Genomic DNA, 26,832 nt, shown 5'->3' with positions numbered 1-26,832 from the left:
GAGGCGGGTGCCGCAACTGACCCCTTGACCGAAGCCGTCGCCGAACTGGCGGCGCGTTTCGGCATCGGCTTTGCTTCGACACAATTTACCACGCTCGCACGTGGGCCGGACGGACGCCTGCCGTTCCACCAGGCGGGTCCGGCGGTCGAACTGGCCGGGCTGAACTTCATCCCGCGGCGCGGAGCACGGCTACCGCGCGATCCGGATCTCTATCCTGCACTCGTGAATCTCGAGCGGGACGGCATCGCCGTCCTGCACGAGGTCCGCGAGGACGAGATTCGTCTCTGGCTGCCGGGCAGCGGCGAGGGTGTCTGGGTGCCCCAGAGCCAGATCGCCGACCAGTTCAACGGCGGCTTCCTGAGCGTGTTCGGCGACCCCGACAGCCTGCGCGAGAGCGAGGCCCCGTGGTACGCCAAGGGCAGGCGTCACTGGTTCTGGAGCGAGATCCACAAAGAGCGGGATTCGTTCCGCCCGGTGATTCTCGCGTCGGTCATCATCAACCTGCTGGCTCTGTCGCTCCCGCTGTTCACGATGAACGTCTACGACCGGGTCATCCCCAATCGCGCGGAATCGACCCTGTGGGTTCTCGCAGTCGGCGTCGCGCTGGCCTTCGCGCTTGAATTCGCGCTCAAGGCAGCGCGCAACAATGTCGTCGACCAGATCGGCAAGCGTCTCGATCTCAAGCTCTCGCAGAAGATCTACGGCCGGCTGCTGACCACTCCTCTCGCTTCGCGCAAGGGGCACACCGGCTCGCTTGCCGCGCGCGTTTCCGAATATGCGCAAGTGCGCGATTTCTTCGCATCGACCACCGTCGTGCTGATGGTCGACCTGGTGTTCCTCGTCGTCTTCGTCGCCGCGATCGCCTACATCGGCGGGTGGCTGGCGCTCATCCCGCTCGCCGCCATGGCCGGCATGGCTATCGCGGGCTGGCGTCTCCAGAACAAGGTGACCGAGGCGGCGCAGGATGCGCAGACCGATTACGGTCTCCAGCAGACGCTCCTGGTCGAATCGCTGTCGAGCATGGAAACGCTCAAGAGCATGACCAGCGAAGGCGGCATGGTCGGGCGCTGGTATCGCCTCGCCGAAGTGGGCGCTTTCTCGCAGGCGCGACTGCGCAAGATCAATTCGACCGCGGTCGGCCTCGCCGCCACGTTCCAGCAGGTGTCCAACATCTCGCTGATCATCGGCGGCTATTACCTGTTCGCCAGCGGCGCCATCTCGATGGGTGCGATCATCGCGATCGTCATGTTGTCGTCCCGCTCGCTCGCCCCGGCCGGCCAGATCGCTTACCTGCTGACCAGGGCACGCCAGGTGAAGACGACGCTTTCCAGTATCGACGAGCTGTTCGATGGCGAGGACGAGCGCAAGCACGGCAGCCTGTCGATCCCCGCACGGGTACGCTCGGCGACGATCCGGATGGACAATCTCGGGTTCCGGTATCCCGGCGTGGAATCTTCCGCCCTGTCCGACATCAATCTCACGATCGAGCCGGGCGAGCGCATCGCGGTGGTCGGGCGGGTCGCGTCGGGCAAGTCGACCCTGGGCCGCGTCCTGTGTGGCCTCTACCAGCCGACCGAAGGCTCGATGACCGTCGACGGGATCGACAGTCGCCAGTTCCGACCCCAGGACCTGCGAACGGCGTTCCGGTTCGTCGGGCAGGATGCCAATGTGTTCACCGGTTCGGTGAAGGACAATTTGACACTCGGCCGCCCGGAAGCGACCGACGAGGCGATGGTCGAGGCCCTGCGGATCACCGGTGCCGACCAGTTCCTCTCGCGCGATGCCGGCGGTTTCGACCGCGCGGTCGGCGAACACGGCAACAAGCTGTCCGGCGGCCAGCGCAGCTTCCTTGCGCTCGCCCGGGCTTTCGTTTCGCCGAGCGAATTGCTGTTTCTCGACGAGCCGACCGGCGCGATGGATTCGCAGACCGAAAAACTGTTCGTCGACCGGCTGACCGGGGCGATGCGCCCCAGCCAGACGCTGCTGATCTCGACCCACCGCCCGGCGTTGTTCTCGCTGTGCAATCGGATCATCGTACTGGACAAGGGCCGGATCGTCGCCGACGGCCCGAAGGACAAGATCACCGCCGCCGCGGGAGCAATCTCGTGAGCTGGCTGTCAGATCTCGCGCGCAACAGCGCCGGTGCCGCCAGGCGGCCGATAATGCTGAGCGCATTGGTCAGCCTCGTCGCGGTCGGGACGGCAGGCGGCGTATGGCTGATGGACAGCCGTGCCGAAGCCGCTGCCGAAGTCGCGACGGCGAAGAAGCAGGCCGTCGCGCGCAAGATCCACGAACTGAATACCATCAACGAGGGCGAGGGCGCCGAGCTCGTGCTACAAGGCGAAAGCGCGCAGGCGCGCAACTCGCGCATTCCCATGTCCTCTACCCTCGAGCGGCTGTCGGGCGTCAGCGGCCTGCCCCTGAGCGGGCCGGTATACGAAACCGCGCTCAAGTGCATGACTCAGGCCGTTTATTACGAGGCTGCGAACGAGCCGCTGCGCGGCAAGCGCGCGGTCGCGCAGGTGGTGCTCAACCGGATGCGGCACAGCGCCTATCCCAACTCGGTCTGCGGGGTCGTCTACGAGGGATCGAACCAGCGCGTCTGCCAGTTCAGTTTCACCTGCGACGGCTCGCTCCTGCGCGGCCCTATGGCGCGCCAGTGGAACGAATCGCGCGAGGTGGCGAAGGCCGCCCTCGCGGGATCGACCGAGCCGAGCGTCGGCACGGCGACCCATTACCACGCCGATTACGTCCTGCCGCGCTGGGCCTTCCAACTCGGCAAGCTGGAGAAGATCGGCGTTCATATCTTCTACCGGTTCAAGGGGTCGTGGGGCTCCAGCAATGCCTTCACCCGGCGCTGGTCGGGCCATGAAGCCATTCCCTCGCTGGATTTCGGCCGGATGCGAGAACGGCTCGCTGCCAACGTCGAGATCGTCGCGCCGGAACCGGAGTTCGTGCCCGGTACCACCGTGGTCGCGGACGTGAAGGATCGTCACGCTTCCTATGACGTGGGTGGGCGGATCGACACGACCAAGACCTGGCGCCTGACGATCCCCGATCCGGTAACGGCAAGTTCAACCTATCGCGCCACTCTTGGCGAGCACGGCGCGGGTTCTTCCGCCGGCGACACATCTTCTGCGGAGCAGCAGCCATGACATGGCGTGAAAGGTTCGATTCGTGGGACGCCAGCCGGCGCCTCATAGCGGTCAGCGCGCTCGGACTGTTCGTCCTCATCGTTTGGGCGGCACTCGCCCCGGTCGACGAGGTCACGCGCGGCATGGGCAAGGTCATCCCGTCGAGCAAGGCGCAGCTGGTGCAGCCGGCAGAGCCTGCGACTATTCGCGAGATCCTCGTCCGCGCCGGTCAATCGGTCCGCAAGGGCCAGTTGCTCGTGCGCCTCGACGATGCCCAGTCGTCGTCCGAACTGGGGCAGCTGCGGACCGAGACGGAGCGGTTGCAGGCACGCTCGCAGCGCCTCACGACCGAGGCGGGCGGCGGGCCCGTTGGCTGTGCCGAGGGTAGCCTGTGCGCCGAGGAACAGCGCCTCGCCCAGGTCCGCAAGGCCACCGCGCGCAGTCGCGAAGCCTCGCTTGCCTCGGCAGTCGAGCAGCGTCGCCGCGACCTGAGCGAAGGCCAGGCCACCGTTTCCTCGCTCGAAAGCAGCCTGCGACTGTCGCGAGAACAGGTCGACATGCTGCGTCCGCTCGCCCAGCAGGGCATCGTCCCGCAGACCGAATTGCTGACCGCCCAGCGCGAGATGGTAGATATCCAGGGGCGCCTTTCGGGCGCGCGCCAGGGTGTCGCCCGTGCAGCAGCGGCCGTTCGCCAGGCACAGTCGGATCTGCAGTCGGCGCGGCTCGAATTCCGCGAAACGGCGCTTTCCGAGCGCAGCGAGGTCAACACCCGCATCGCCGTGAACCAGGAAACCCTGCGCGGTGCCGAGGCGCGCCAGCAGCGGCAGGAATTGCGCGCCCCTTCGGCCGGTATCGTCAACGACGTGCAGATCACCACGGTGGGCGGCTTTGTCGGCGCGGGCGAGAAGATCATGCAGATCGTGCCGGTTGGCGACAAGCTGCTGGTCGAAGCGCGCGTCAGCCCCTCGGACATCGCCTTCATCAAGGTCGGCGATCCGGCGAACGTGAAGGTGACCGCCTACGACTTCTCGGTATTCGGTGGCCTGAAGGGCAGGGTGCAGAACGTGAGCGCGGATTCGATCTACGACGAGGTGGAGCGCGAGGCGTACTACCTGGTGCTGGTCGAGACCGACAAGGCCTACATCGAGCGTGATGGCAAGCGTCTGCCGATCGTGCCCGGAATGGTGTGCGACGTGGAGATCATCACCGGCCGCAAGTCGGTGCTGTCGTACCTCCTCAAGCCCGTTGCCAAGGCATTCGACGAGGCACTGACCGAACGCTGAGCCGGGCAGGGCACGCGGTGCCGCCCGATTGGCTCAGCTGTTCAGCGCGTATCCGTGCAGCCAGGCCTTGCGGTCCGAATAGCTGAAGATCGGCTTGTATTCGTTCGCCAGCGACCCGTCGAGAATGCGGTCGGTGACATTGTCGAGCATCAGATAGCGCCCCTCGTGGCGAACCAGCAGCACGGCGTGGTCCGATCCGTGGATCATGTCCTTAGCGATCGTGAGCGTCAGGTCCTCCGGCCGGAAGCCATGCGCGATCAGGAGCTGCATCTTGGTGATCGCATAGTCTTCGCAATCGCCCTTGCCGCTTGCGATCGTCGCCTGCGCACCGGCCCAGTAATCGGGGCGGTCGAACTGGACACGGTCCTCGACATAGCGGATCCGGTGGTTGGTCACCCGGTTGACCTTGCGGATCAACTCAAGGTCGCTGGCCGGGCGCCCGCCGATGAAGGCGTTCGCCCGTGAGCGGGAAAGCCCTGCGCCGCGCACACGTTTCCAGTCGGCGTCGAACATCGTGTGGTTGATCGCGATACGGCGGCTGGAGAGGATGTCTCCGGTCGGCTTTGGCATCCGTACCTGCGGCAGGCGGCTGGTGGCCGCCAGCTTCGTTAATGCGGTGCAATTGGTCGCCGAGCCAAAGCCCTGCGCGCCAGGTGTCAGCGCACGCCCAGGGACGTATTGCTCGATGCTGGTGGCGGCCCCGCCGCTCGTCTGCGCCTGGCGCATCCGGTCGAGCGCACTGGCACCGCCGAGGATTGCAGCGCTCTTGCTGAGTTGTGGATGGGCCGCGACCTGCTGGGCGATGCTCTGCACGGCCGGGGCCGGACGGAAGCAATCGGCCTGGCTGACGAAGGCCGCCGCTGCCGGCAAAAGCAGGCTCGGCGACGTGCCCTGCGCTTGCGCGGGTGCCGCAATGCCGAGGGCAAGGGCGGCGGAGCCGGCAAGTGCCCCGAAACGGGCGGGCATGGAGTTCTGGTTTTCCATGCCACCCGTTTTTCACGGGAGCTCTCAAGGTCTGGTTCCGGAAAAAGGTAAACCGAATCCGGAAATCGGTTCATGAAGGTTGCGCGGCCGCTAACCATGGCGACCGCGCTTCCCGGAATTTCCCTTAGTCGACGAAATCCTCGACCCGCTCGATGATGATTGCCGGCGCCATGCCGCCGGCCGCGCACATGGTTACCAGGCCATATTTCTTGTCTTGGCGTTCGAGTTCGTCGACCATCGTGCCGATCAGGATCGAACCGGTCGCTCCGATCGGGTGTCCGAGCGCGATCGACCCCCCGTTCACGTTGACCTTGTCCCAGTCGAGATCGAGATCCTTCACGAATTTGGCGGCGACGACGGCGAACGCCTCGTTGATTTCGTAGAGATCGATGTCGTCCTTGGTCATTCCGGCTTTTTCGAGGACCTTCTTCGCTGCCGGAACTGGCGCGTTCAGCATCAGCGTGGGATCATCGCCCATGTTGGCGGTCGCGACGATGCGGGCGCGCGGCTTGAGGCCGTGCTTCTTCGCATAGTCCTTGCTCGCCAGCAGGACCGCTGCGGCCCCGTCGACGACGCCCGAGCTGTTGCCGGCATGGTGGAAGTTCTTGATCTCGAGGTCGGGATACTTCTGGTTGACCAGCTTGCGGAAGGTCGTGCCGCTTTCGTTGAGCGGCATGTCGGCGATCTTGGTGAAGGCCGGCTCGAGTTCGGCGAGCCCTTCGCGGGTGGTCTGTGGACGGGGATATTCGTCGTGGTCGAGGACTACGTTGCCTTCGTCGTCGGTCACCGGGACGATCGACTTTGCGAAGCGGCCTTCCTCGATCGCCTTGGCGGCGCGCTGCTGGCTGCGATAGCCGACCTCGTCCAGCTCCTCGCGGGTGAACCCGTCCATGCTGGCGATCGCGTCGCCGCAGATACCCTGGTGCGACTGCGGGTGCACCTTCTCGAGGCGCTCGTTGCCGGCGCCCATCCGGCCGGGGTTGAGGCCGGCCTGCATCTTTTCGCGCGCCTGGGCAGCGGTCAGGCTCATCATTTCAGTACCGCCGGCGACGACGCAGTCTTCCATTCCGCTCATGATCTGAGCAGCGGCGAGCGCGACCGACGTGATGCCGCCGCCACAGAAGCGGTCGAGCGTCGTGCCAGAACTCGTGATGTCGTAGCCGGCATCGAGCGAAGCCATGCGGCCCATGTCGCCTGCCTGCAGGCCGTCCTGCGAGCTGACCGACCAGATCACGTCGTCGACCGTCGAGGTGTCGAGATTGTTGCGATCCTTGATCGCTTTCAAACAGGTCGCGGCAAGATGCTGCGGATGCATGTGGGCGAGCGAGCCCTTGCCCTGTTTGCCAATCCCCCGCGGGGTACGAACTGCATCGATGATATAGGCCTCTGCCATGGTCGGATCCTCTCGTTTTATCGAAATTGCGGTTGACGCATGCGTAAGCTGTGGCCAGCAATGACACAACAAAGAGTTTCTAAATAAAATGGGAGTTTCCGGATGAGCGAAGAGCTGCTGACCGAGGTGCGCGACGGGGTCCTGATCATTACGATCAACCGGCCCGAAGCGAAGAATGCGATGAACAAGGCCGCTGCCGAGGGAATCGCAGCAGCGCTGGACCGGCTCGATTCGGACGACGACCTCAGGGTCGGCATCCTGACCGGCGCAGGCGGCACTTTCTGCTCCGGCATGGATCTCAAGGGATTCCTGCGCGGCGAGCGGCCGAGCGTCGAAGGACGCGGTTTCGGCGGCCTCACCGAGAAGAGCCCGGTCAAGCCGCTGATCGCCGCGGTGGAGGGCTATGCGCTCGCCGGCGGCATGGAACTGATGATCTCCTGCGACATGATCGTGGCGCACAAGGACGCCAAGTTCGGCATCCCGGAAGCCAAGCGGGGCCTCGCGGCTGCGGCCGGCGGCCTGATGAAACTGCCCGACCTCATCCCGCCCAAGATCGCGATGGAGCTGGCGCTGACCGGCGATTTCATCGACGCACAGCGGGCTTACGATCTCGGCCTGCTCAATCGCGTGGTCGACGGATCGGCGCTCGATGCCGCGATCGAGCTCGCCAATGCGATCACCGCCAACGGCCCGATCGCCGTCCGCGTGTCGAAGCAGATCGTCAACGAATCGCGCGGCTGGCCGCTCGACGAGCGCTGGGACAGGCAGGCCGAATTGCTGCCGCAGGTCTTCATGAGCGAGGATGCCCGCGAAGGCTCGCTTGCGTTTGCCGAAAAGCGCGCACCCAACTGGAAGGGTAAGTAACGCCCGCCGCACGACCGATTTCTGAGAGAGGATAACATAATCATGCCCGCAATCGACGTTCCCCAGCCCGAATTCATGGAAGACGAGGAGATCGCCATCTTCGCCGACGCCGTCGGCAAGTTCTATCAGCAGCATGCACCGGAAAAGCGCGTTCTCGAATGGCGCAAGAACGGCCAGGTGGAGCGCGATTTCTGGCGCGAGGCCGGCCAGGCCGGCCTGCTCGGCGTGTCGGTGCCGGAAGAATACGGCGGCCATGGCGGCGACTTCCGCCACGACATGGTGGTCATCGACCAGCAGGCGAAGCATGGCGTGGAAGGCTTTGCCGCCTCGCTCCACAACACCGTGATCCTGCCCTACCTCGTGCGCCACGGGACCGAGGAGCAGAAGAAGAAGTATCTGCCCAAGCTCGTCACGGGCGAACTGGTCAGCGCGATCGCGATGACCGAGCCGGGCGTGGGTTCCGACCTCCAGTCGATTACCACGACCGCGCTCAAGGATGGCAACGGCTACCGGATCAACGGCGCCAAGACCTATATCTCCAACGGTCAGACCGCGGACTTCATCATCGTCGTCGCCAAGACCGACCCCAAGGAACGGGCGAAGGGCATCTCGCTCATGCTGCTCGAGACGGAAGGTGCGGACGGGTTCCAGCGCGGCAAGAAGCTCGACAAGGTCGGGCTCGATGCCGCGGACACGTCGGAGCTGTTCTTCGACGACGTCTTCGTGCCTGCCGAAAACGTCCTCGGCGGGGTCGAGGGCAAGGGGTTCTACCAGCTGATGGGCGAACTCCCGCAGGAACGCCTGATCATCGCCATGGGCGCGATGACGGGTATCGAGAAGGCTCTCGAAGTCACGCTCGACTTCGTGAAAAACCGCAAGGCGTTCAACCAGACGATCTGGGATTTCCAGAACACGCAGTTCGTGCTCGCCGATCTCAAGGCGCGGGGCACCGCGGCACGGGTCTTCGTCAACGATTGTATCGCACGCCACCTCAAGGGCGAACTCGATGTGGCGACCGCTTGCATGGCCAAGTACTGGGTGACCGAATTGCAGGGTGAAGTCGTCGACAAGTGCCTTCAGTTTCACGGAGGCGCTGGCTTCATCAACGATTACCCGATCGCCCGCATGTTCCGCGACAGCCGGATCACGCGGATTTTCGGAGGATCGAACGAGGTCATGAAGATGGTGATCGCCCGCTCGATGTGATCGTGATGCGACGGGGAAAGCCGCGCGGTTTTTCCCCGAGCCAATCCGTCCTGGCCTTTGCCGGCAGGGCTGCGCGGCCTAGTCTCCTGACAAGGGAGATCGGGTTTCGCGCATGTCCTTAACGAAACGATTTTGGCCGGATGATCGGGTAGGGCAGCGCTCGGCGCTGATCTGCCTGTTCGTCGTGCTGGCGATCGGGCTGGGCGGCGGAGGATCGCCGCATCCTCTCGCCGAGCTCCTGCTGCAGATGTCTGCTGCCGCGATCCTGGCTGCATTTGCCTGGAGTGCTGGCGATGCCCGTGCTCGTCCCTCGCGCACGATCTGGGCGATCTGCGCATTCGTGCTGGCAATCCCGGTACTGCAACTCGTCCCGCTGCCTCCCGCCGGGTGGCAGGCACTGCCGGGGCGCGAGGGCCAGCGCGCAGCTCTCGATCTGGTCGGGCTCGCGGACAACTGGCGGCCGCTCAGTATCGCGCCGCACAAGACGCTGGCGAGCCTTCTCGCGATGGTCGTCCCGCTGGCGCTGGCGCTGCTGGTCGCGGGCGAGAACACGGCCGGACGTCGCCGCATCCTTGCAACCGTTGCGTTGATGGCGCTGGCCAGTGCCGTTCTCGGCACGCTCCAGGTAGCCGGACCGGGCGATGCCTTCCGTCTCTACGACGGGTCGCATACCGGCTGGTTGACCGGGTTCCATGCCAACCGCAACGCGGCGGCGGACCTGCTGCTGATCGGCGCAGTGGCGGCTGCTGCGCGCTTTGCCATGCGCGAGCGACAGGACGGGGTCACGTCGGCCATCGGGCTGACGGCGGCACTCGGCGTTCTCCTCGTCGCCCTGCTGCTGACCGGCTCGCGGGCAGGAATCATGCTGGTATCGGTCGCCGCTGCCGGCATCGCGATACTCGTCACGGCACGCCAGACGAGCCGGCGCAGCAGGTGGAGCGCGGGTTTCGCGCTGGTCGCAGCGCTCGTCATCGTCTTATCGGCCTTCGCGATCTTCGACCAGCGACTGGGCTATGCCGCTGCCCGCTTCGGCATGTTCGACGATACCCGCATCGCCCTGTGGCAGGATGGCGCCCGTGCGCTGGCGGCCGGCTGGCCGTGGGGAACCGGTATGGGGACCTTCGTCGACGCCTTTCTTCCGCACGAACAATTGATGCATGTCGACGCGTCCATGCCCAATCGCGCGCACAGCGAATGGCTGGAGTTTGCCATGGAGGCCGGTCTGCCGGGCTATGTGTTGCTCGCAACGGCGATCGTGCTCGGAGCAGCGCTCGCGCGCCGCAGCCTGGGCGATCCTGCCTCGCGGCCCGCGGCGATCTTCGCGCTGACCTGTTTTATCCTCGTGGCATTGCATGCGTTAATTGATTATCCGCTGCGAAACATGGCAGGAGCAAGCCTGGTCGCGATAGCGCTGGGGATGCTCGCGCGGCCGCAAGAGCCGGATACGGACGGGACATGACGGGTCGGACATTTTCGAAGCTGGTTTTGGCGGGCATTCTCGCAACCATGATGTCCGGCTGTATTCCGGCCATGGATCCGGTCGTCCCGGTCGGCGAGGCCGGTTACGCGGCAATCGACGGCGCCGCGCAGGCAACGCCGGCGTCCTACAGTCTGCAGGCGGGCGACATTCTTTCGATCCGCATTTTCGACGAGCCCGAACTCTCGCAGGACGAGGTAGCGATCGACAATGCGGGCAATCTCAGCCTGCCTCTTATCGGCGACATTCGTGCCGCCGGATCGAACGCGACCGAACTCGCCGCCGCAATCGAGCGTGCCTACGGCGCGCGCTACCTGCGCAACCCGCGCGCCTCGGTAGCGATCAAGAAGGCGCGCGAGATGACCGTCTCGGTCGAAGGACAAGTCAACCTTCCCGGAGTCTATCCGTGGAAGCAGGGCGACACGCTGCTGACGGCGCTCGCGCAGGCGCGCAGCCCGACGGATGTCGCCCGGCTGGATCAGGTGCTGGTTTTCCGCACGGTCGATGGCCAGCGATACGGCGGCCGGTTCGATTTGCAGGCTATCCGTGGCGGGCGGATGCCAGACCTGGCGCTGGTTCCCGGCGACATCGTGGTCGTCGGCTATTCCTCGCTGCGGGGAACCTACAAGGATATCCTCCAGACCGCACCGCTCGTCGGCGTGCTGAGGCCGCTGTGAGGACGGACAGCGCATGTTGAGGGCGGCCGATTCACCGGGCTATCGCGGCAATGGCAGCGACGGGGGCGACGGCCGGGGCGGTTCCTATGGCTATCCCGCCGGTGCATTCGGAGACAATCCGGTAAGCGCAAACCTGCGCTATGCACTCGCGGCGCTCCGGCGGAACATCTGGCTGTTCGTGGCCATTCTCGGCGCGGCGCTTGCCGTCGCGGTGATCGCCACCATGCTGGTCACCCCGCGCTACACCGCCGCGACCAGCATCCAGATCAACGAGCAGAGCGACGAAGTGCTGGGCGAGGAGTTCGATGCGCGTGCGCCCGAAAGCTCGGACTGGGACGTCGATCGCTTTCTCAATACCCAGCTCGATATCCTGCGCAGCCGGGCGCTGGCGATCCGGGTCGCCAACGCCCTGAAGCTCTATGAAGATCCACGCTTTTTCGCGGCGATGGAGATGGCTCCGCCGGCAGCCGACACGGATGCTACGGCGCGGCGCGAAACGGTGATCGCCCTGCTGCGTGACAGCCTGTCGATCGACCTGCCACGGTCCACCCGCATCGCGCGGGTAAGCTTCACCAGCACCGATGCGGAGATTTCGGCCAGGATCGCGAATGCCTTCGCCGACGAGTTCATCCAGGCCAACCTGCAGCGCCGGTTCGACAGTTCGGCCTACGCCCGCACCTTTGTCGAAGAGCAGCTCGACGATGCCCGCAAGCAACTCGAAACGAGCGAGCAGGAACTGAACGCCTACGCGCGGCAGGCCGGACTGATCCGTACTCGTGATGCCTTCACCGTCGATGACAGCCGCCCGGTTGCCGGCAGCGTGACCGCTTCCAGTCTGCTGCAGCTCAACCAAGCGGCGAATGCCGCGCGGGCCGACCGGATCGCCGCGCAGACCCGCTGGCAGGCGGAATCGGCCACGCCGCTGCTGTCCTCGCGCACCGTGCTCGCCAATCCGACGGTGCAGGAACTGATGACCCGCCGGGCCAAGGCGCGGTCTGACCTCGAAGCGGCGCGCGATCGCTATCTGCCGGATCACCCGGCGGTGCAGAACCTGCAGGGCGACCTCTCCGCGATCGATGCCGAGCTGACTGCGACCGCGGCGCAGGTGCGCAATTCCATCCGCGCCGAGTACCGGGCGGCGCAGGCTGCGGAGGACGCGCTGCAAGGCCAGGTCAGCCGTCTGCAGGGCGACACCCTGCGCGAACAGGACAGGGCGGTGCGCTACAACACGCTGGCGCGCGAGGCCGACACTGCGCGATCCATCTACGATGGCCTGCTGCAACGATACCGCGAGCTCAATGCCTCGGCAGGCATCGCGGCAAGCAATATCGCGATCATCGACCGGGCCGATCCGCCCTTGATGCCATCATCGCCCAGCCTGCCGCGAAACCTGGCCATCGGCCTTCTTGCCGGGCTCGTTGCAGCACTCGCGGCGGTGTATCTGCGTGACCGTCTCGATGATGCGATCCGCGTGCCGGAGGATGTCGAGGAGAAGCTCGGGTTGCCGCTGCTCGGCGTCGTGCCACGGGCCGAAGGCAAGCCCTTCGAAGACATGACGAACCCGAAGTCGCCGGTCGCCGAAGCATACAATTCGCTGCGCGGCGCTCTCCTGTATTCGACCCGCTCGGGTCTCCCGCGGGTGCTCGCGCTGACCAGTGCCCAGGCCGGCGAGGGCAAGACCACCTCCAGCCACGCGATTGCCAGCGGTTTCGGCCGCATGGGCATGAAGGTGCTGTTGATCGACGCAGACTTGCGACGTCCGGCCGCGCATATCGCAACCGGCATTCCCAACACCCGCGGCCTGACCGATTTGCTCACCTCTGCCGATCCGCTGGAGAGCGCCGTCGCTTCGTTTGAGGACGGCGCCTTCGATGTCCTGCCATCGGGGCCACCGCCGCCGAGCCCGTCGGAACTGATAACCTCGCCGCGCATGGCGCAGATCCTCGAACAGGCCAGCGAGGCTTACGACGTGGTCGTCGTCGACTGCCCGCCGGTGCTGGGGCTGGCGGATGCGCCGATGCTGGCGGCGCTGGCCGATGGTACGATCTTCGTGGTCGAGGCGGAACGCGGGCGCAGCGGGCAATTGCGCGCGGCACTGCGGCGGCTGCGGACAGTCGACCCGGTTCTGATCGGCGCAGTGCTGGCCAAGTTCGATCCGGAAAAGGGTGGCAACCGCTATTCGGCCTACTACGGCTATGAATACTACCGCTATGCGAAGGACCAGGAAGGCCAGCCTGCCTGACCATGGGCACGGCACGGTCCCTTCTTCGCCCCACTGTCCTGACTGTCGTGCTATCGGGTTTCGCCTTCGTGGCATTCGCCAGCGCGGCCGACCGTATGACGCAGAGGGACCCGACGTGGTCGCGGCTGGTGCCCACGCCTTTCCGGGCAGAGGCGGCACAGATTTCCGCCACCCTCGCATTCGCGGATGGCGATGTGCGTCGCGCCGGATCCGAGGCGGCAAGGGCGGTGACGGCTTCGCCCGCGGATGCGCAAGCGATCGGACTTCTCGCCACGGCCATGCTGCTGTCCGGTGATGCGGAGAGAACGCAACGGGCATTCGGCCTGGCCGGGACGCTCGGCTGGCGCGATCCCGTGGTGCAGACCTACTGGCTCAATGCCAGGCTGCAGGAAGGTGAAGCACGCGCGGCGATAGACCGGTTCGAGGCGATCGTGCGCGGTAACCCTTCCTTCCCCGCGACCGATCGACTGCTCGGCGCATTGATGGCGGACAGCGAAGCGCGCGGTTTGCTCATCGAGCGAATGGGCCGCCGACCTTACTTCGCGAGAAAGCTTCTGGCAGTGGACGCTCTCGCCCTGAGCGCTGCGGTCGCCCAACGAGCAGACTTGCTGCTCGACCCCGGATTCGAAGAGCAACCACTGGGTTGCACAATCGTGGAGCCGATGATCGAAGGCCTGGCAAGCCGGCAGATGACCGGGCGCGCGCGCGCCGTCCAGGAACGACATTGTCCGGTCTGACACTCCCGGTCAGTCGGTCCGCAACACCCGCTGCCTGACGGCCGTCGCGGGATTGCCGCGATAGATCGTCATCGGCTCGGCATCCTCGAACAACGCTCCACGCGCGGCCAGCACCGCGCCTTCGCCCATCGTCACTCCGGGACCGACGAAAGCCTCGGCGGCGATCCAGCATGCCTGCCGAATGACCACGGGCCGCACGACCAGCGCAAAATCCGGATCGCTTGCATCATGGGTGCTGGCGCAAAGATGCGCGCGCTGGCTGACGACGCAGCGCGGCCCGATAGTGATCGTGCCCTGGTTGTAGAGCTCGACGGCGGGTCCGACGATGGTCTCGTCACCGACCGTAAGGTGGCGCGGCAACCAGACGCGGACATCCTGATAGATGCGGGTCCCCTTGCCGATCTTCGCGCCGAAGGCTCGCAGCACCAGCGCGCGCCAGGAGAACAGCGGCGCGGGCGTCCAGCGGGCGAGCAACAGCCACGCGATGCGCCAGAAGGTGCGCTCGATCTTGTTCGTTAAGCCGAACGCGGCGCCTGCGCCCATGGGACGGAATCTGTCCCAGTCAGCCATGCGCCTGATCGTCCATCAGGCCGCTGTAGACCTTCGCCCAGCGGCTGGCGATGGTTTCGCGCCCGAACGCTCCGGCAGCGAGGCCCTGCGCTGCGCGTGACATGGCCAGCCAGCCTCTCTCGTCGAGTGACAAGACCTGCCTCAACGCCGAGGCGATGCTGTCGGGTTCCGTCGAGCTTGCGATTGCCGCGCCAGCGTCCATGCCCTCCGGCAGGTGGCAGCCTTCGCTCTGGATGGTGGGCGTGCCCGCGGCCCAGGCTTCCAGGATAGCCATCGGCAGTCCTTCGCTGAAGGACGGCAACACGAGTGTGCGCGCATCGCGAAGCAGCGATGTCTTCGCCTCGCCATGGACCGGGCCGACGAAGTCCGCTTGCGGTACGCCCGATGCGAACCTGCGCTCCAGTCGATCGATGGCATCAGGCTCGCCCCAGCCGGCGATCGTCAGGCGTGCATCAGCGGCGAGTTCGCCTCGCTCCGCCAGCAGGTTCCACGCATCCAGCAGGCCGTCGACGTTCTTCTTCTCGTGAATCCGGCCGAGATAGATGGCATGCGGCGGTGGCAAGGACGTACGCGACTTACACGTTGCGGGGGCAGGGTTCGGTACGACCGATACCTGCGCCTCTGGGATCCAGCGCCGTATGTCATTTTCCTCGTCCCGCGTCAGCGCATGGAAGATGCGCGCAGAACGCCAGTTCGCGCGCTCGACCGTCCAGCGGAACAGCGCTTTTCTGGTGCGGCTGCGGCCCGTGATCCAGGGATCGAGCATGCCGTGCGGACTGATGACGTACCGCCGTTCGTTGGCCCGTGCCCATTGCGCCGCCACCAGGGAGCTGCCCTGCCAGATGCCGTGCAGGTGCAGGCAGTCGAGTTTCGCCATGGCCATCGCATCGGAGAGGGCAGGAGCATAGGCGAGCGCGGCCGGCCCGACGGGATCGGCGTAGAAGACCTGCGCTTCACCGAACCGTGCGCGGTCCGCGTCGGAATGCTCGTCGCGCGCGGCGAAAATCGAGGGCTCGCCGCCGAGATCGCGGATCAGGGCAGCCTGCCCGACCATGGCTTCGAACACGCCCCCGTTGCGGCGCGACGCCCAGCCGGCAACCAGTCCGATCCGCTTGCCGGCGAGCGGCTGGCCCATCGTCAGGCGGCGACCACGTCCTGCTCGATCGCGCCGAAGATCGAATGGCCTGTCTTGTCCTTCATCTCGATGCGAACCTTGTCGCCTGGCGCCATGAAGCGGGTCCTGGCCTCGCCGTCATAGATGGTCTCGATCATGCGGATTTCGGCGATGCAGCTGTAACCGCGCCCGCCTTCGCTCACCGGCTTGCCCGGGCCGCCGTCCGCGCCCTTGTTGCTGACCGTGCCCGAGCCGATGATCGTGCCGGCCCCGAGCTCGCGGGTTTTCGCGGCGTGGGCGACCAGTTCCGCCAGGCTGAACGTTGCATCCTCGCCCGCTTCGGCACGGCCGAACGGCTCGCCATTGTAGTCTACGATCAGGGGCAGATGGATGACGCTGTCTTTCCACGCATCGCCGAGTTCGTCGGGAGTGACCGCGACGGGAGAAAAGGCGCTGGCGGGCTTGGACTGGAAGAAACCGAAGCCCTTGCCGAGTTCGCCCGGGATCAATCCGCGCAGGGACACATCGTTGACCAGCATCACCAGCTTGATGTGATCGGCGGCCCGTTCCTTCGAGACGCCCTGCGGCACGTCGTCGGTGATGACGGCGACTTCGCCTTCCATGTCGCAGCCCCAGGCGGTGTCGCCGAGCGGGATCGGATCGCGCGGGGCGAGGAACCGGTCGCTGCCACCCTGATACATCAGCGGGTCGTGATAGAAGCTCTCCGGCACCTCGGCGTCACGTGCCTTGCGAACGAGTTCGACGTGGTTGATGTAGGCCGAACCGTCGGCCCACTGGTAGGCGCGCGGCAAGGGCGAAAGCGCGTCGTGCTCGTGGAACCGCTCGCACGGAACGGCCTGGTGCTCGACGTCGGTGGCGAGCAGTTCGAGTTTCGGAGCGATGGTGTCCCAGTCGTCGAGCGCGGCCTGCAGGGTGGGCGCGATATTATCGGCCGCGCAGTAGCGCGTCAGGTCCTTCGAGACGACGACCAGTTTCCCGTCGCGGGTTCCGTCCTTGATCGAGGCGAGTTTCATAAGACCTTTTCTCCTTCGGGAGTGTCTGGCTGGTTGTCGGGATGGGCGCGCAGGAAAGCGGGCAGGGCGAGACAGGCCGCCTCGATCCGCTCCATGTGCGGCATGGCGGAAAAGTCGAAATCGAAGCGCCGCGCGTTGTACATCTGCGGGATCAGCACGGCTTCGAAGAAGCCGGGCGCTTCGCACAGGAAATCGCCGGTGCCGAGCTGTTCGAGGCGCTGTTCGAGCGGCTCGAGTGTCTTGGCGAGCCAGTGGCGATACCAGATGCCGATGTCTTCCTGCGACTGTTCGAGCTCGTTCTTGAGATATTGCAGGATCGGCAGGTTGAGCGGCGCATGCAGCTCGGTCGCGATCGCGTAGCCGAGCTCGCGGGCGATGAAGCGCTGTTCGATATCTGCCGGCAACAACGGTCGCGCCGGGTAGGCTTCGTCGAGCCACTCGATGATCGCCATTGACTGCGCGCGGTCGTGCCCGTCGGCTTCCAGCATGGGAACCCCGGCAAAGGGATTGCGCGAGCGGAAAGCCTCGCCCCGTTGCTCCGACTTGAGCAGGTTCACCGGCACGACCTCGTAGTCGAGGCCCTTCAGGTTCAGCGCGCAGCGCAGGCGGTAGCTGGTCGAACTGCGGTAATAGGCGTGGAGCCGCATCAGAACGCGGGAATACCGGTGATGGCGCGGCCCAGGATCAGCGCATGGACGTCATGCGTACCTTCGTAGGTATTGACTGTTTCGAGGTTCACCATGTGGCGGATGACCTGGTATTCTTCCGAGATTCCGTTGCCGCCGTGCATGTCGCGCGCCTTGCGGGCGACATCGAGAGCCTTACCCACGTTGTTGCGCTTGACGATCGAGATCATTTCCGGTGCGAACTTGCCTTCGTCCATGAGGCGTCCGACGCGCAGGCTCGATTGCAGGCCCATGGCGATGTCCGTCATCATGTCGGCGAGCTTGAGCTGGTAGATCTGCTTGCTGGCAAGCGGCACGCCGAACTGCTCGCGGTCGAGGCCGTACTGCCGCGCCGCATGCATGCAGAATTCGGCCGCGCCCAGCGCGCCCCAGCTGATGCCGTAACGCGCGCGGTTGAGGCAGCCGAACGGACCCTTCAGGCCCTGGACTTCGGGCAGCAGCGCGTCTGCGCCGACTTTCACCTCGTCCATCACGATCATGCCGGTGGTGCTGGCACGAAGCGAGATCTTGCCCTCGATCTTTGGGGCCGACAGCCCCTCCATGCCCTTTTCCAGCACGAAACCGCGGATCGCGCCGCCATGCGCCTCGCTCTTGGCCCAGACGACGAAGACGTCGGCGAAGGGTGCGTTGGAAATCCAGGTCTTGGACCCGGACAGCTTGTAGCCGTCGCCATCCTGCTTCGCCCAGGTCTTCATTCCGCCCGGGTCCGATCCGGCATCGGGTTCGGTCAGGCCGAAACAGCCGATCAGCTCGCCCGAGGCAAGGCCGGGGAGGTACTTGCGGCGCTGCTCCTCGCTCCCGTATTCGTAGATCGGGAACATCACGAGGCTCGACTGCACCGAGGCCATCGAGCGATAGCCGCTGTCGACCCGCTCGATCTCGCGCGCGATCAGGCCGTAGGCCACATAATTCGCGCCCGCGCCGCCGTACTCCTCGGGGATGGTGGCGCCGAGCAATCCGGCGCGGCCCATCATCGGGAAGAGTTCGGGGGCGTCCGTCTCGTTGGCGAAGGCCTCGATCACGCGAGGCTGCAATTCGTCCTGCGCGAAACCATGAGCGGCATCGCGGATCATCCGCTCTTCCTCGCTCAGCTGGTCGTCGAGATTGAAGGGATCGTCCCAAGCGAAGGGCGCCATTCCGGCCATCGGTCATCCTCTGTGTCAGATTGCTACACAGCCTTTCGCAGAGGCGCGCGGCAGCGGCAAGGGGGGCAGCGCTTCGCCAGCGAAAGTCAGGCGAGGAGCGCGTATTCCCGGGGGTCGCAATCGCCGGTCACCCAGGCCTCGCCGCTGGTGAGCCAGGCATGCAGAGCCATCCGGCCGTCCTCGCGGCGGGCACCGATCGAAAGCTTGCTGGCTACGCCGCGCCGGGCGAGCATCCAGCGCGCTGCGAGAGCTTGTGGCAGACAGATGAAGCCAACCGGTGCGTTGCGCATTGCCCGGCGAACCGCCTGACGGACGAGCCGGACGGAACTGGCACAGCGCGCGCCGACCTGTTCGGTGTCGACCGATCCGAATTTGCGCCGCCAGAAGCGCAACGGAACGAGCGTCACCAGAATCCGCGCAAGCAGCAGGAAGGATGCGGCCTCGAATGCGGCCAGTTTCTCTTCGCGAGTGAGTTCGCGAAACGTCGTCAGTTTCCCCATCGGGACCGGACGCTAGTCCCGGCGGGGCCATGCGTCCAGTACCGGATGAAACCGGTTTGCGATCAGTGAATCGTCGGCAGCGCCTTGCGACAATCGTCCGCGCATTCGCGGCACATCTTCGCGCACCAGGCGCAATGTTCGTTGTCGTGACCTTCGCATTCCGCTGCGCAGGTCTCGCAAGCCTTGATGCACAGTTCGATCTGTGCGCGCAGCACCTCTATGTTCTGCGCGGTACGCCGCACGCCAAGCCGCGCGGTCGCAGCGCAGATGTCGGCGCAATCGAGGCAATTGCGGATGCACTGGCTCATGTCCATGCCATCGGCCGTCATCTCGGCGACACAGGCATCGGCGCACGAGGTGCAGAACAGCGAGCACAGCATCGCGTGGCGCGAGGCCAGGATGAGTTCCTCGGTCTCGTTCTCGACCTGTGGGTGGCGCGAAACCATTTCCTGCAACGACATGCTGTTCTCCTGAATTGAAAAGGGGTTACCTTCCCAACCGGAGGCTGCCGGCGAAGTTCCGGTTCGCGCCGAATTCAGGCCTGCGGGCGGTTGGCCACCAGGTCTTCGACCACCGACGGGTCGGCCAGAGTCGAGGTGTCGCCGAGACTGCCGGTATCGTTTTCGGCGATCTTCCGCAGGATCCGCCGCATGATCTTGCCGCTGCGGGTTTTCGGCAGCGATGGCGCGAACTGGATCACGTCGGGCGTGGCGATCGGGCCTATTTCCTTGCGGACCCATTGGACGAGTTCCTTGCGAAGATCCTCGCTATCGTCGGTTCCCGCCGTGGTCGTGACATAGGCGTAGATGCCCTGGCCCTTGACCTCGTGCGGCATGCCGACGACCGCCGCCTCAGCCACCGAAGGGTGCTCGACCAGCGCGCTCTCGACTTCGGCCGTGCCCATGCGATGGCCCGAGACGTTGATGACGTCGTCGATGCGGCCGGTAATCCAGTAGTATCCGTCCTCGTCGCGGCGGCAGCCGTCGCCGGTAAAGTAATAGCCGGGATACTGGCTGAAATAGGTGTCGAAGAAACGCTGGTCGTCTCCATAGACGGTGCGCATCTGCCCGGGCCAGCTGTCGGTGATGACGAGCGCACCCTGGCCCGCGCCTTCCAGGACCTTGCCGCTTTCCGCATCGAGCAGTGCCGGCTGCACGCCGAACATCGGCTTGGATGCGCTGCCGGGTTTCAGGTCGATCGCGCCGGGGAGCGGGGTGATCATCGCGCCGCCCGTTTCGGTCTGCCACCAGGTATCGACGATCGGGCAGCGCCGCTCGCCTACGACCCGGTGGTACCAGTCCCACGCCTCGGGGTTGATCGGTTCGCCGACCGAGCCAAGCAGCTTGAGAGACGCGCGGCTGGTGCGCGTGACGTATTCGTCGCCCTCGCGCATCAGGGCCCGCAATGCGGTGGGCGCGGCATAGAAGATTTCGACCTGGTGCTTGTCGACGATGTCCCAGAACCGCGAATGATCCGGAAAGTTCGGCACGCCTTCGAACATCACCTGCGTCGCGCCGTTCATCAGCGGCGCATAGACGACATAGCTGTGGCCGGTGACCCAGCCGACATCGGCCGCGCACCAGTAGACCGGCATCGAGCCGTCCTCGTTCGGCTGGTAGTCGAACACGTACTGGTGGGTCATGCTGGTCCAGACGGCGTAGCCGCCAGTGGTGTGGAGTACGCCCTTGGGCTTGCCCGTGGAGCCGGAAGTGTAGAGAATGAAAAGCGGGTCTTCAGCGTCCATCGGTTCTGGGGCGCAGTCCTCTGCCACGCCGGCCACGGCGTCCGACCAGCTGACGTCCCGACCTTCGACCATCGGCACGTCCGCGCCCGTGTGATTGAAGACGACCACCGTATCGACCGCGACCTTTTCCAGCGCTGCGTCCACATTGGCCTTGAGCGGGACCGTCTTGCCGCCCCGCAGGCCCTCGTCGGCGGTCACGACGATGCGCGATCCGCAATCCTCGATCCGTCCGGCGAGCGCATCGGGAGAAAAGCCGGCGAAGACGACCGAGTGGATCGCGCCGATCCGGGCGCAGGCAAGCATAGCAATCGCGGCTTCAGGGACCATCGGCAGGTAAATCGTGACCCGGTCGCCTTTCGCTACACCACGTTCCTTCAGGGCGTTGGCGAAGCGGGATACATCGCGGTGAAGTTCACGATAGGTGATCCGGCGCACCGGATCGCCGGGGGAATCGGGCTCCCAGATGATCGCGATCTGCTCGCCGCGTTCGACGAGGTGCCGGTCCAGCGCATTGGCGCAGATGTTCAACTTGCCGCCGGTGAACCAGCGAATGTGGAAATCGGCCTTGTCGAAGCTGGTGTCCTTGACCGTGTCGAACGGCTCGAGCCAGGTGATCCTCTTGGCTTCCTCGCGCCAGAAGCCGTCCGGGTCGGCGATCGAGCGAGCGTAGCGTTCGGCGTAACTGTCCTCGCCGATCAGGGCCTTGTCGGCCCAGTCCTCGGGAACGGGGAACACCGCTGCACTCATCGCTCTCTCCTGTGTTTCTCAGAAGCCAGCGATAGGTGAACCGGTGATGTTTTGCCAGTGGCGGAAGTACGAGGGACCGGTCGATCAGGCGCAGAGCGCGCGGGACATGGTCTCGATCACCTCGTTCGGCGGGCAGGGCTTGGAGAGGGTGCTCGATTGCGGATAGCGCGCGTGCACGTCCTTGGGATCGGCCAGCCCGGAATGGAAAATGACCGGCACGTTCTCGGCCATCAGCCGCTCGGCAAGCGGATAGACGACATCGTCACCGAGGTGGATGTCGAGGATCGCGAGATCGGGTTTGTGCTTCTGGAACGCCAGCATCGCCGAGGAGACGTCGTTGTGCGGACCCTCGACGCAGAAACCGGCTTCTTCGACGGTATCGCACAGATCGCAGGCGATGATGAAGTCGTCTTCGGCGACCAGGACGGTAGGCTGAGTCATGAACGACCCTCCACTAGCTGCGACGACCCTGCAAAATTCAACACGGAGGACGCCGATCGGTTCCGGCGGGTCAGCTGTTTCCGAACTTGCTGTCGAATTCGTCGACCTTGCCGTCGGCCAGGAGGCGCGCCTGCTCGGTCCAGTTGTCGCGCCTGATGCGGCCTTGGAACCTGCCGAGCTTGCTGTCGATCCGGTCGATTTCGGCATCGTCCCAGGCGGCGATCTGCTCGAAACGGGTGACGTTGAGCGTGCCCAGCATGGCTGCGAGCTTGGGGCCAAGCCCCTTGATCCGCGTCAGATCGTCTCCTTCAGCGCCGCTGGCAGGCGCCTGCGGCGTCGATGTCGTCGGCACGATTTCGGGCCCGGCTTCCGCGTCGGCTTCGGCCGTCGCATGGGCGACTTGCTGCGAATTGGCCGCTTGCTCGAGCTCCGCCGCCTCTGCCTTGCTGTCGATCAGCGCCTGGTTGCGCTGCGCCGGGGCGGCACCTTCGTCGAGCACGTCGCGCCGGTCGGCCTCGACCCGTGTCTTGCGGTTGGATGCAAACAGGAACCAGGCGACGACCACGCCGAAAACGAGCGCTGCAACCAGCAGCGGCCAGTAGGTTTCTAGAAGCGGAAGCATGAAAGTTCAGTCTCCAGTGTCGTTCGGGAGGGAGGACCAGACGATCCAGCCAATTGCCATCCCGAGCAGATAGGCAAGGACGACGAGGGCGACGACTTCGAATGCGATCGGCATCTCAGCGTGCCCCCGGCGTATCTATGGGCGTGGGCAGAAGAGGTTCCGTCGCGATGACCGAAAACTCGATCCGACGGTTGGCCGGGTCTTCCGGCTCGAGGCCCTCGACCGGCTCGCTCGAGCCGAACCCGCGCGGGCGCAGGCCGTCTGCCGGGATGCCGCGTTCCACCAGCGCCTGCTCGATCGAATCCGCGCGCTCCTGCGACAGGGCGAGATTACCCGGTTCGGGCCCGGAACTGTCGGTATGCCCTTCGATCGCGATGATGCTGCCGAGGCACGGCCTGAGCGCGGTCGCCACCTCATCGAGCAGTTCGCTGCTGTTCGCATCGATGCGGCTGCTCGCCTCCTCGAAGCGGATCGTGCGAGCGCGCAGCAGGGCCTCGACGTCCTCCTGGCAGTGCAGCGGCTTGTACTGGGTGGCGGCAGCTTCGGCCATGATCGTCCCGTCGGCCCAGATGACCCCACCGACGCCGTCCAGCCCGTAGACGGCACGGGCGACCTTTGCGCGCAAGCCTTCGTCCAACGCCTGGCCGCCGGTCAGCAGCGGATGCCGCGTCGGCCAGCCGCTCGCGGTGCGGAAACTCGCCACGACACCCTCAGCCCCTGCCTGAGCTATCGCGCGCTCTGCATCGCGCGACAGCCGGTCTGCGAGCGCATCGTCGGATGTCGTCGCGACCAGGAACCCGATGGCTGCGACCAACAGCGCGCCAAGGGTTGCGATCAGGCTGGTGCGCGAAAACATGCCCGCGCCTTAGCGAGCCACGCCCTTGCGCGAAAGGGGTCAGCCGCCGGTTCGCTCGGTTTCAGGGCCCGCAGTGCTGCTTAGGCTGTCGGCGACCCCGGCCAGCCGCAGGAATTCCTGCCGCCAGTATCCCTCCTGCTGGCCGGCAAGGCGCCGGACATCGCCGAACCCGAAGCCTCCCAGCAAGTCGTCGCCGCGCAGCAATTGCCCGTAGGCTGCGACCGCCGTCGCGAAGGCGAAGTCGCCCCGCGGTGCCTTGGCACTGCCGAGCGCAGCGGCCGGCACGACCCTCTCGATCAGTCGCGAAGTCTCGCCGTCGGGCAGCTTGTAGCGCAACTTGACATGCGCGATCTCGCCCGACTGGCGAACCGCAGCGGCCGGAAGCTGCTCGCCATAGCGACGCGGCGCGATCCAGCCCTTCTGGCCGGCCGGCACGATCTCGTAGATCGCGGTCACCTGGTGGCCGGCACCGATGTCGCCCGCATCGACCTTGTCGTTGTCGAAATCCTCTTCGCGCAGGGCCCGGTTCTCGTAGCCGATCAGGCGATACTGGCTCACCCGCGCGGGGTTGAATTCGACCTGGATCTTCACGTCCTTGGCGATCGTGAACAGCGTCGATCCCATCTCGTCGCCGAGCACTTTCTCCGCTTCGAGTGCGCTGTCGATATAGGCGTAATTGCCGTTACCGTGATCGGCGATCTGTTCCATCATCGCCTCGTTGTAATTGCCGGTGCCGAAGCCCAGCGTCGTCAGGGTGATGCCGCTGTCGCGCTTGTCCTCGATCATCTCGACCAGCGCGTCGCGGTCCGTCTGGCCGACGTTGAAGTCACCGTCGGTCGCGATCAGGACGCGGTTGACGCCGCCCTCGATGAAATTGTCCTGGGCGATCTGGTAGGCAAGCTGCAGCCCCGCGCCGCCCGCGGTCGAACCGCCGGCCTCCAGCCGGTCGAGCGCGCTGCGGATCTTTTGCGTGTCGCTGGTCGGTTCGAGCACCAGGCCGGCAGCACCGGCGTAGACCACGATGGAAACCTTGTCCTTCGGCGACAGTCCGGCGGCGAGTCCCTTGAGCGCGGTCTTGACCAGCGGCAGCTTGTCCGGCGAGCGCATTGAGCCGGATACGTCCATCAGGAAAACGAGGTTGGCCGGGGGTCGCTCGGAACGCGGCAGGTCGTAGCCCCGCAGGCCTATCCGCAGCAGCCGCGTATTCGGGTTCCACGGCGTCAGCGCCATGTCGCTGGTCACCGTGAAGGGCTGGCTACGGTCCTTCGGCGCGGCGTAGTCGTAGCGAAAATAGTTGATCAGTTCTTCTGTCCGGACGGCATCGCGCGGCGGCATCTGGCCGAGAGTGAGAAAGCGCCGCGTATTGGCATAGGCGCCGGTGTCGACATCGACCGAGAAGGTGCTGACGGGCTCCTGCTGCACGAGCCGGACGGGCGAGACTTCCTCGCCCTCGTAGCGCTCCCGGCCGGGATCCTGCGCGATCATCACCGGCGGAACGTAATAGGTGGGGGCCGATGTCCGCGTCGAAGCCGTGACCTTGATCGACTGCTCGGCAAGCGCAGGCGCACCGATCACCGGCGAAGGAGGCGGCGATGGTGGCGGGGGAGGCGGCGGCGGAAGGGGGGCAGCCTCGTCCTGGGATTGGGCGGGCTTGGCACCCGTCAGGACGATCCGATCGTCGGAGGTTCGCGCGCACCCTGTCGCGAGGGCGATCAGCGACGCGGCGGCTATCAGTCGAACGGTCTTGGTCACGGCATTCTCCCCATGGGCGTGATGCCATGTAACATTGTATCTTGACTTGAACGGCGACTGAACGCCCCTGGCGTGCGACGAATTGCTAGGCGTTGTCAGATGCTTGGGCGGACACGCCGCGCCGGAATAGGACGCGGTCTTCCGGGCCGAATCCCCTGCGCCAGATTACCGCACCGTATGTCAGCAATATCGCGGGGACGCCCAGCGCGAGCTCCGCCCATTCGGGCAGGAAGGTCGCGAGCCAGCCGACCAGCACTGCCGGCGCCGCGGCATAGACCAGCGCCCAGCGCCAGTTGTTGATGCCATGGCCGAGGATCCGCGTAAGCAGGGTGGCCTTGACGAGGCTTGCCAGGCCGAGCGAGATCATCAGCGCGATCGCCGCCGCGGCCGCCTTGAAAGGCTCGCCGTATCCATACGCCACCATCGTCTCGATCAGCACGATGGTGAGCACGACCTGCAGCACGATCGTCGCAAGCGAGATCAGGAGGTTCCGCCCGCGCGCGACATAGACCAGCACCGCTTCGGAAACGACGGCGGTCGCGGCGACCACTTCGGCCATCAGCAGGAAGGCCAGCGCGCCGGTTCCGCCCACGGCCTGCGGCCCGAACAGGCCCATGACCGCTTCGCCCGGAACGCCCAGCGCCAGACCGATCCCGGCCTGCGCCGCGATGATCCAGAACCCGACCTGGCAGACCTGTTTCGCGATCGCCTCGTAGTTCTTCGTCTTGAGGTTCTTGGTGATGACCGGCCCGAGGATCGGCTCAAAACTGGTCTTCAGCTTCTGCGGCAGGCTCGCGACCTGCTGGGCCATGTAATAGATGCCGACGGCGGCCGGGGCGGCGAACAGGCCGAGGATGAACACGTCGACCCTGCGTGTGCCCCACTCGACGGCATCTGCCGTGGCAAGGGGAAGGGCGCGCATCACCACCTTGTGCAGGTAGCGGGGTCTGGGTCGCCAGGCGAGCGGGCGTCCGTAGCTGCGGAAGAAGGCCCATAGTGCCGTCGCGAGTCCTGCGTAGATCGAGGCGAGGTAGGCGAGCGAGAGGCCCGATTGCGAAAGCGCCGGTACGAAATAGAGCGCACCGGCCACGATCGAGATCGTCCAGGGCTCGACGACTGCCCGGGCCCTGACAGTGGTCGCGATATCGTAGCGATAGGCCTGCGCGGCGAGCACGATCTCGGTCAGCGCGTAACCCGGTATCGCCAGCACGATGAGCCGGTCGAGCGCGGTAAATTCTCCGCTCGGGAAGAGAGGGCCCGGCACGAACCAGAAGAACGCCGCGGCGATGCCGGAGAACAGCAGCGCGAGGAGCATCCCGTCGTAGACGAGATTTGCCGGATGCCGCTCGTCGTCGTCGGTCAGCCGCTGGGCCAGCCCGCGCTTTTCGCCCATCGCGCAGACCAGCGCGGTCAACTCCACCAGCACCAGCGCCGATGCGAAACGCCCGGTCGCGTCGAGGCCGTACAGCCTGCCCGCGATGAACAGGAACGGGATGCGCGCCAGCAGCCGCAGCAGGAAGCCGATGAAATTGGTTCGTCCGCCCTTGGCGAGCGCGGCGAGGTCGCTGGTGTCGTCGATGCCCTTGTCGGGGCCGGGAGGGCTCGCTGTATCGGTCATGGCCGG

General features: G+C 65.6%; 24 protein-coding genes. 9 read left to right on the top strand and 15 right to left on the bottom strand.

Features of this window, described 5'->3' with window-relative positions; all coding sequences use genetic code 11:
• Positions 1–24 precede the first annotated feature (24 nt).
• The 3 genes from GRI48_RS04390 to GRI48_RS04380 are packed head-to-tail and all read left to right on the top strand — an operon-like array spanning position 25 to position 4,417.
• Complete coding sequence (locus GRI48_RS04390) at positions 25–2,109, top strand: ATP-binding cassette domain-containing protein (RefSeq protein WP_237451724.1); 2,085 nt, start codon at positions 25–27, stop codon at positions 2,107–2,109.
• Entirely contained in the window at positions 2,106–3,155 is a 1,050-nt protein-coding gene (locus GRI48_RS04385; RefSeq protein ID WP_337190767.1) for a cell wall hydrolase, read from the top strand. The genes GRI48_RS04390 and GRI48_RS04385 overlap by 4 nt, the downstream gene beginning before the upstream one ends.
• Positions 3,152–4,417: an HlyD family type I secretion periplasmic adaptor subunit gene (locus GRI48_RS04380; protein ID WP_160671946.1), complete on the top strand. Its 1,266-nt coding sequence runs from the start codon at positions 3,152–3,154 to the stop codon at positions 4,415–4,417. The genes GRI48_RS04385 and GRI48_RS04380 overlap by 4 nt, the downstream gene beginning before the upstream one ends.
• Before the next feature lie 33 nt (positions 4,418–4,450).
• Here GRI48_RS04380 and GRI48_RS04375 read toward each other — a convergent pair whose 3' ends face one another.
• Positions 4,451–5,401: a transglutaminase-like cysteine peptidase gene (locus GRI48_RS04375; RefSeq protein ID WP_160671943.1), complete on the bottom strand. Its 951-nt coding sequence runs from the start codon at positions 5,399–5,401 to the stop codon at positions 4,451–4,453.
• Positions 5,402–5,525: 124 nt separating this feature from the next.
• A complete protein-coding gene (locus GRI48_RS04370; RefSeq protein ID WP_160671940.1) occupies positions 5,526–6,794 on the bottom strand; it encodes an acetyl-CoA C-acetyltransferase in 1,269 nt (422 codons plus the stop codon).
• 102 nt (positions 6,795–6,896) lie between these two features.
• Between GRI48_RS04370 and GRI48_RS04365 the strand changes: the two genes are divergently transcribed.
• The 6 genes from GRI48_RS04365 (at position 6,897) to GRI48_RS04340 (ending at position 13,997) form a co-directional block, all read left to right on the top strand.
• Complete coding sequence (locus tag GRI48_RS04365) at positions 6,897–7,658, top strand: crotonase/enoyl-CoA hydratase family protein (protein WP_160671937.1); 762 nt, start codon at positions 6,897–6,899, stop codon at positions 7,656–7,658.
• A 42-nt stretch (positions 7,659–7,700) separates the two neighbouring features.
• The gene (locus GRI48_RS04360; protein WP_160671934.1) at positions 7,701–8,864 is read left to right on the top strand and encodes an acyl-CoA dehydrogenase family protein; all 1,164 of its coding nucleotides are present in this window, start codon (positions 7,701–7,703) and stop codon (positions 8,862–8,864) included.
• Between the two features lie 112 nt (positions 8,865–8,976).
• On the top strand, positions 8,977–10,323 hold the full coding sequence (locus GRI48_RS04355) for an O-antigen ligase family protein (protein ID WP_160671931.1): 1,347 nt from the start codon (positions 8,977–8,979) through the stop codon (positions 10,321–10,323).
• Positions 10,324–10,370: 47 nt separating this feature from the next.
• Positions 10,371–11,018, top strand: coding sequence for a polysaccharide biosynthesis/export family protein (locus tag GRI48_RS04350; protein ID WP_160671928.1), 648 nt, complete (start codon positions 10,371–10,373; stop codon positions 11,016–11,018).
• Positions 11,019–11,031: 13 nt separating this feature from the next.
• Positions 11,032–13,260: a GumC family protein gene (locus GRI48_RS04345; RefSeq protein ID WP_160671925.1), complete on the top strand. Its 2,229-nt coding sequence runs from the start codon at positions 11,032–11,034 to the stop codon at positions 13,258–13,260.
• 95 nt (positions 13,261–13,355) lie between these two features.
• Entirely contained in the window at positions 13,356–13,997 is a 642-nt protein-coding gene (locus GRI48_RS04340) for a hypothetical protein (RefSeq protein WP_160671922.1), read from the top strand.
• Between the two features lie 9 nt (positions 13,998–14,006).
• On the opposite strand, the gene GRI48_RS04335 is transcribed toward GRI48_RS04340, so the two are convergent.
• From GRI48_RS04335 to GRI48_RS04275, 13 genes are all read right to left on the bottom strand, one after another.
• Complete coding sequence (locus GRI48_RS04335; RefSeq protein WP_160671919.1) at positions 14,007–14,567, bottom strand: LbetaH domain-containing protein; 561 nt, start codon at positions 14,565–14,567, stop codon at positions 14,007–14,009.
• Positions 14,560–15,702 (bottom strand): glycosyltransferase, encoded by a 1,143-nt coding sequence (locus tag GRI48_RS04330; protein WP_160671916.1) that lies wholly within the window; start codon positions 15,700–15,702, stop codon positions 14,560–14,562. Before GRI48_RS04330 ends, GRI48_RS04335 begins: the two co-directional genes overlap by 8 nt.
• A gap of 2 nt (positions 15,703–15,704) precedes the next feature.
• Positions 15,705–16,715: a fumarylacetoacetate hydrolase family protein gene (locus GRI48_RS04325; RefSeq protein WP_160671913.1), complete on the bottom strand. Its 1,011-nt coding sequence runs from the start codon at positions 16,713–16,715 to the stop codon at positions 15,705–15,707.
• A complete protein-coding gene (gene maiA, locus GRI48_RS04320; protein ID WP_160671910.1) occupies positions 16,712–17,362 on the bottom strand; it encodes a maleylacetoacetate isomerase in 651 nt (216 codons plus the stop codon). Before maiA ends, GRI48_RS04325 begins: the two co-directional genes overlap by 4 nt.
• The gene (locus tag GRI48_RS04315; RefSeq protein ID WP_419956941.1) at positions 17,362–18,537 is read right to left on the bottom strand and encodes an acyl-CoA dehydrogenase; all 1,176 of its coding nucleotides are present in this window, start codon (positions 18,535–18,537) and stop codon (positions 17,362–17,364) included. Before GRI48_RS04315 ends, maiA begins: the two co-directional genes overlap by 1 nt.
• 95 nt (positions 18,538–18,632) lie before the next feature.
• The gene (locus GRI48_RS04310) at positions 18,633–19,046 is read right to left on the bottom strand and encodes a lasso peptide biosynthesis B2 protein (RefSeq protein WP_160671904.1); all 414 of its coding nucleotides are present in this window, start codon (positions 19,044–19,046) and stop codon (positions 18,633–18,635) included.
• Between the two features lie 62 nt (positions 19,047–19,108).
• On the bottom strand, positions 19,109–19,507 hold the full coding sequence (locus GRI48_RS04305; RefSeq protein WP_160671901.1) for a four-helix bundle copper-binding protein: 399 nt from the start codon (positions 19,505–19,507) through the stop codon (positions 19,109–19,111).
• 74 nt (positions 19,508–19,581) lie between these two features.
• On the bottom strand, positions 19,582–21,537 hold the full coding sequence (gene acs, locus GRI48_RS04300) for an acetate--CoA ligase (RefSeq protein WP_160671898.1): 1,956 nt from the start codon (positions 21,535–21,537) through the stop codon (positions 19,582–19,584).
• Between the two features lie 84 nt (positions 21,538–21,621).
• Positions 21,622–21,978, bottom strand: coding sequence for a response regulator (locus tag GRI48_RS04295; protein ID WP_160671895.1), 357 nt, complete (start codon positions 21,976–21,978; stop codon positions 21,622–21,624).
• A gap of 70 nt (positions 21,979–22,048) precedes the next feature.
• Complete coding sequence (locus tag GRI48_RS04290) at positions 22,049–22,600, bottom strand: hypothetical protein (protein WP_160671892.1); 552 nt, start codon at positions 22,598–22,600, stop codon at positions 22,049–22,051.
• A 115-nt stretch (positions 22,601–22,715) separates the two neighbouring features.
• Positions 22,716–23,456 (bottom strand): OmpA family protein, encoded by a 741-nt coding sequence (locus GRI48_RS04285; protein WP_160671889.1) that lies wholly within the window; start codon positions 23,454–23,456, stop codon positions 22,716–22,718.
• Positions 23,457–23,495: 39 nt separating this feature from the next.
• Positions 23,496–25,208, bottom strand: a complete 1,713-nt coding sequence (locus tag GRI48_RS04280; RefSeq protein ID WP_160671886.1) for a YfbK domain-containing protein — start codon at positions 25,206–25,208, stop codon at positions 23,496–23,498.
• An 85-nt stretch (positions 25,209–25,293) separates the two neighbouring features.
• On the bottom strand, positions 25,294–26,826 hold the full coding sequence (locus GRI48_RS04275; protein ID WP_160671883.1) for a lipopolysaccharide biosynthesis protein: 1,533 nt from the start codon (positions 26,824–26,826) through the stop codon (positions 25,294–25,296).
• Positions 26,827–26,832 lie beyond the last annotated feature (6 nt).

Source organism: Qipengyuania oceanensis (assembly GCF_009827535.1).
GTDB classification, from domain to species: domain Bacteria; phylum Pseudomonadota; class Alphaproteobacteria; order Sphingomonadales; family Sphingomonadaceae; genus Qipengyuania_C; species Qipengyuania_C oceanensis.
This window is presented reverse-complemented; position numbering and strand designations above follow the sequence as displayed.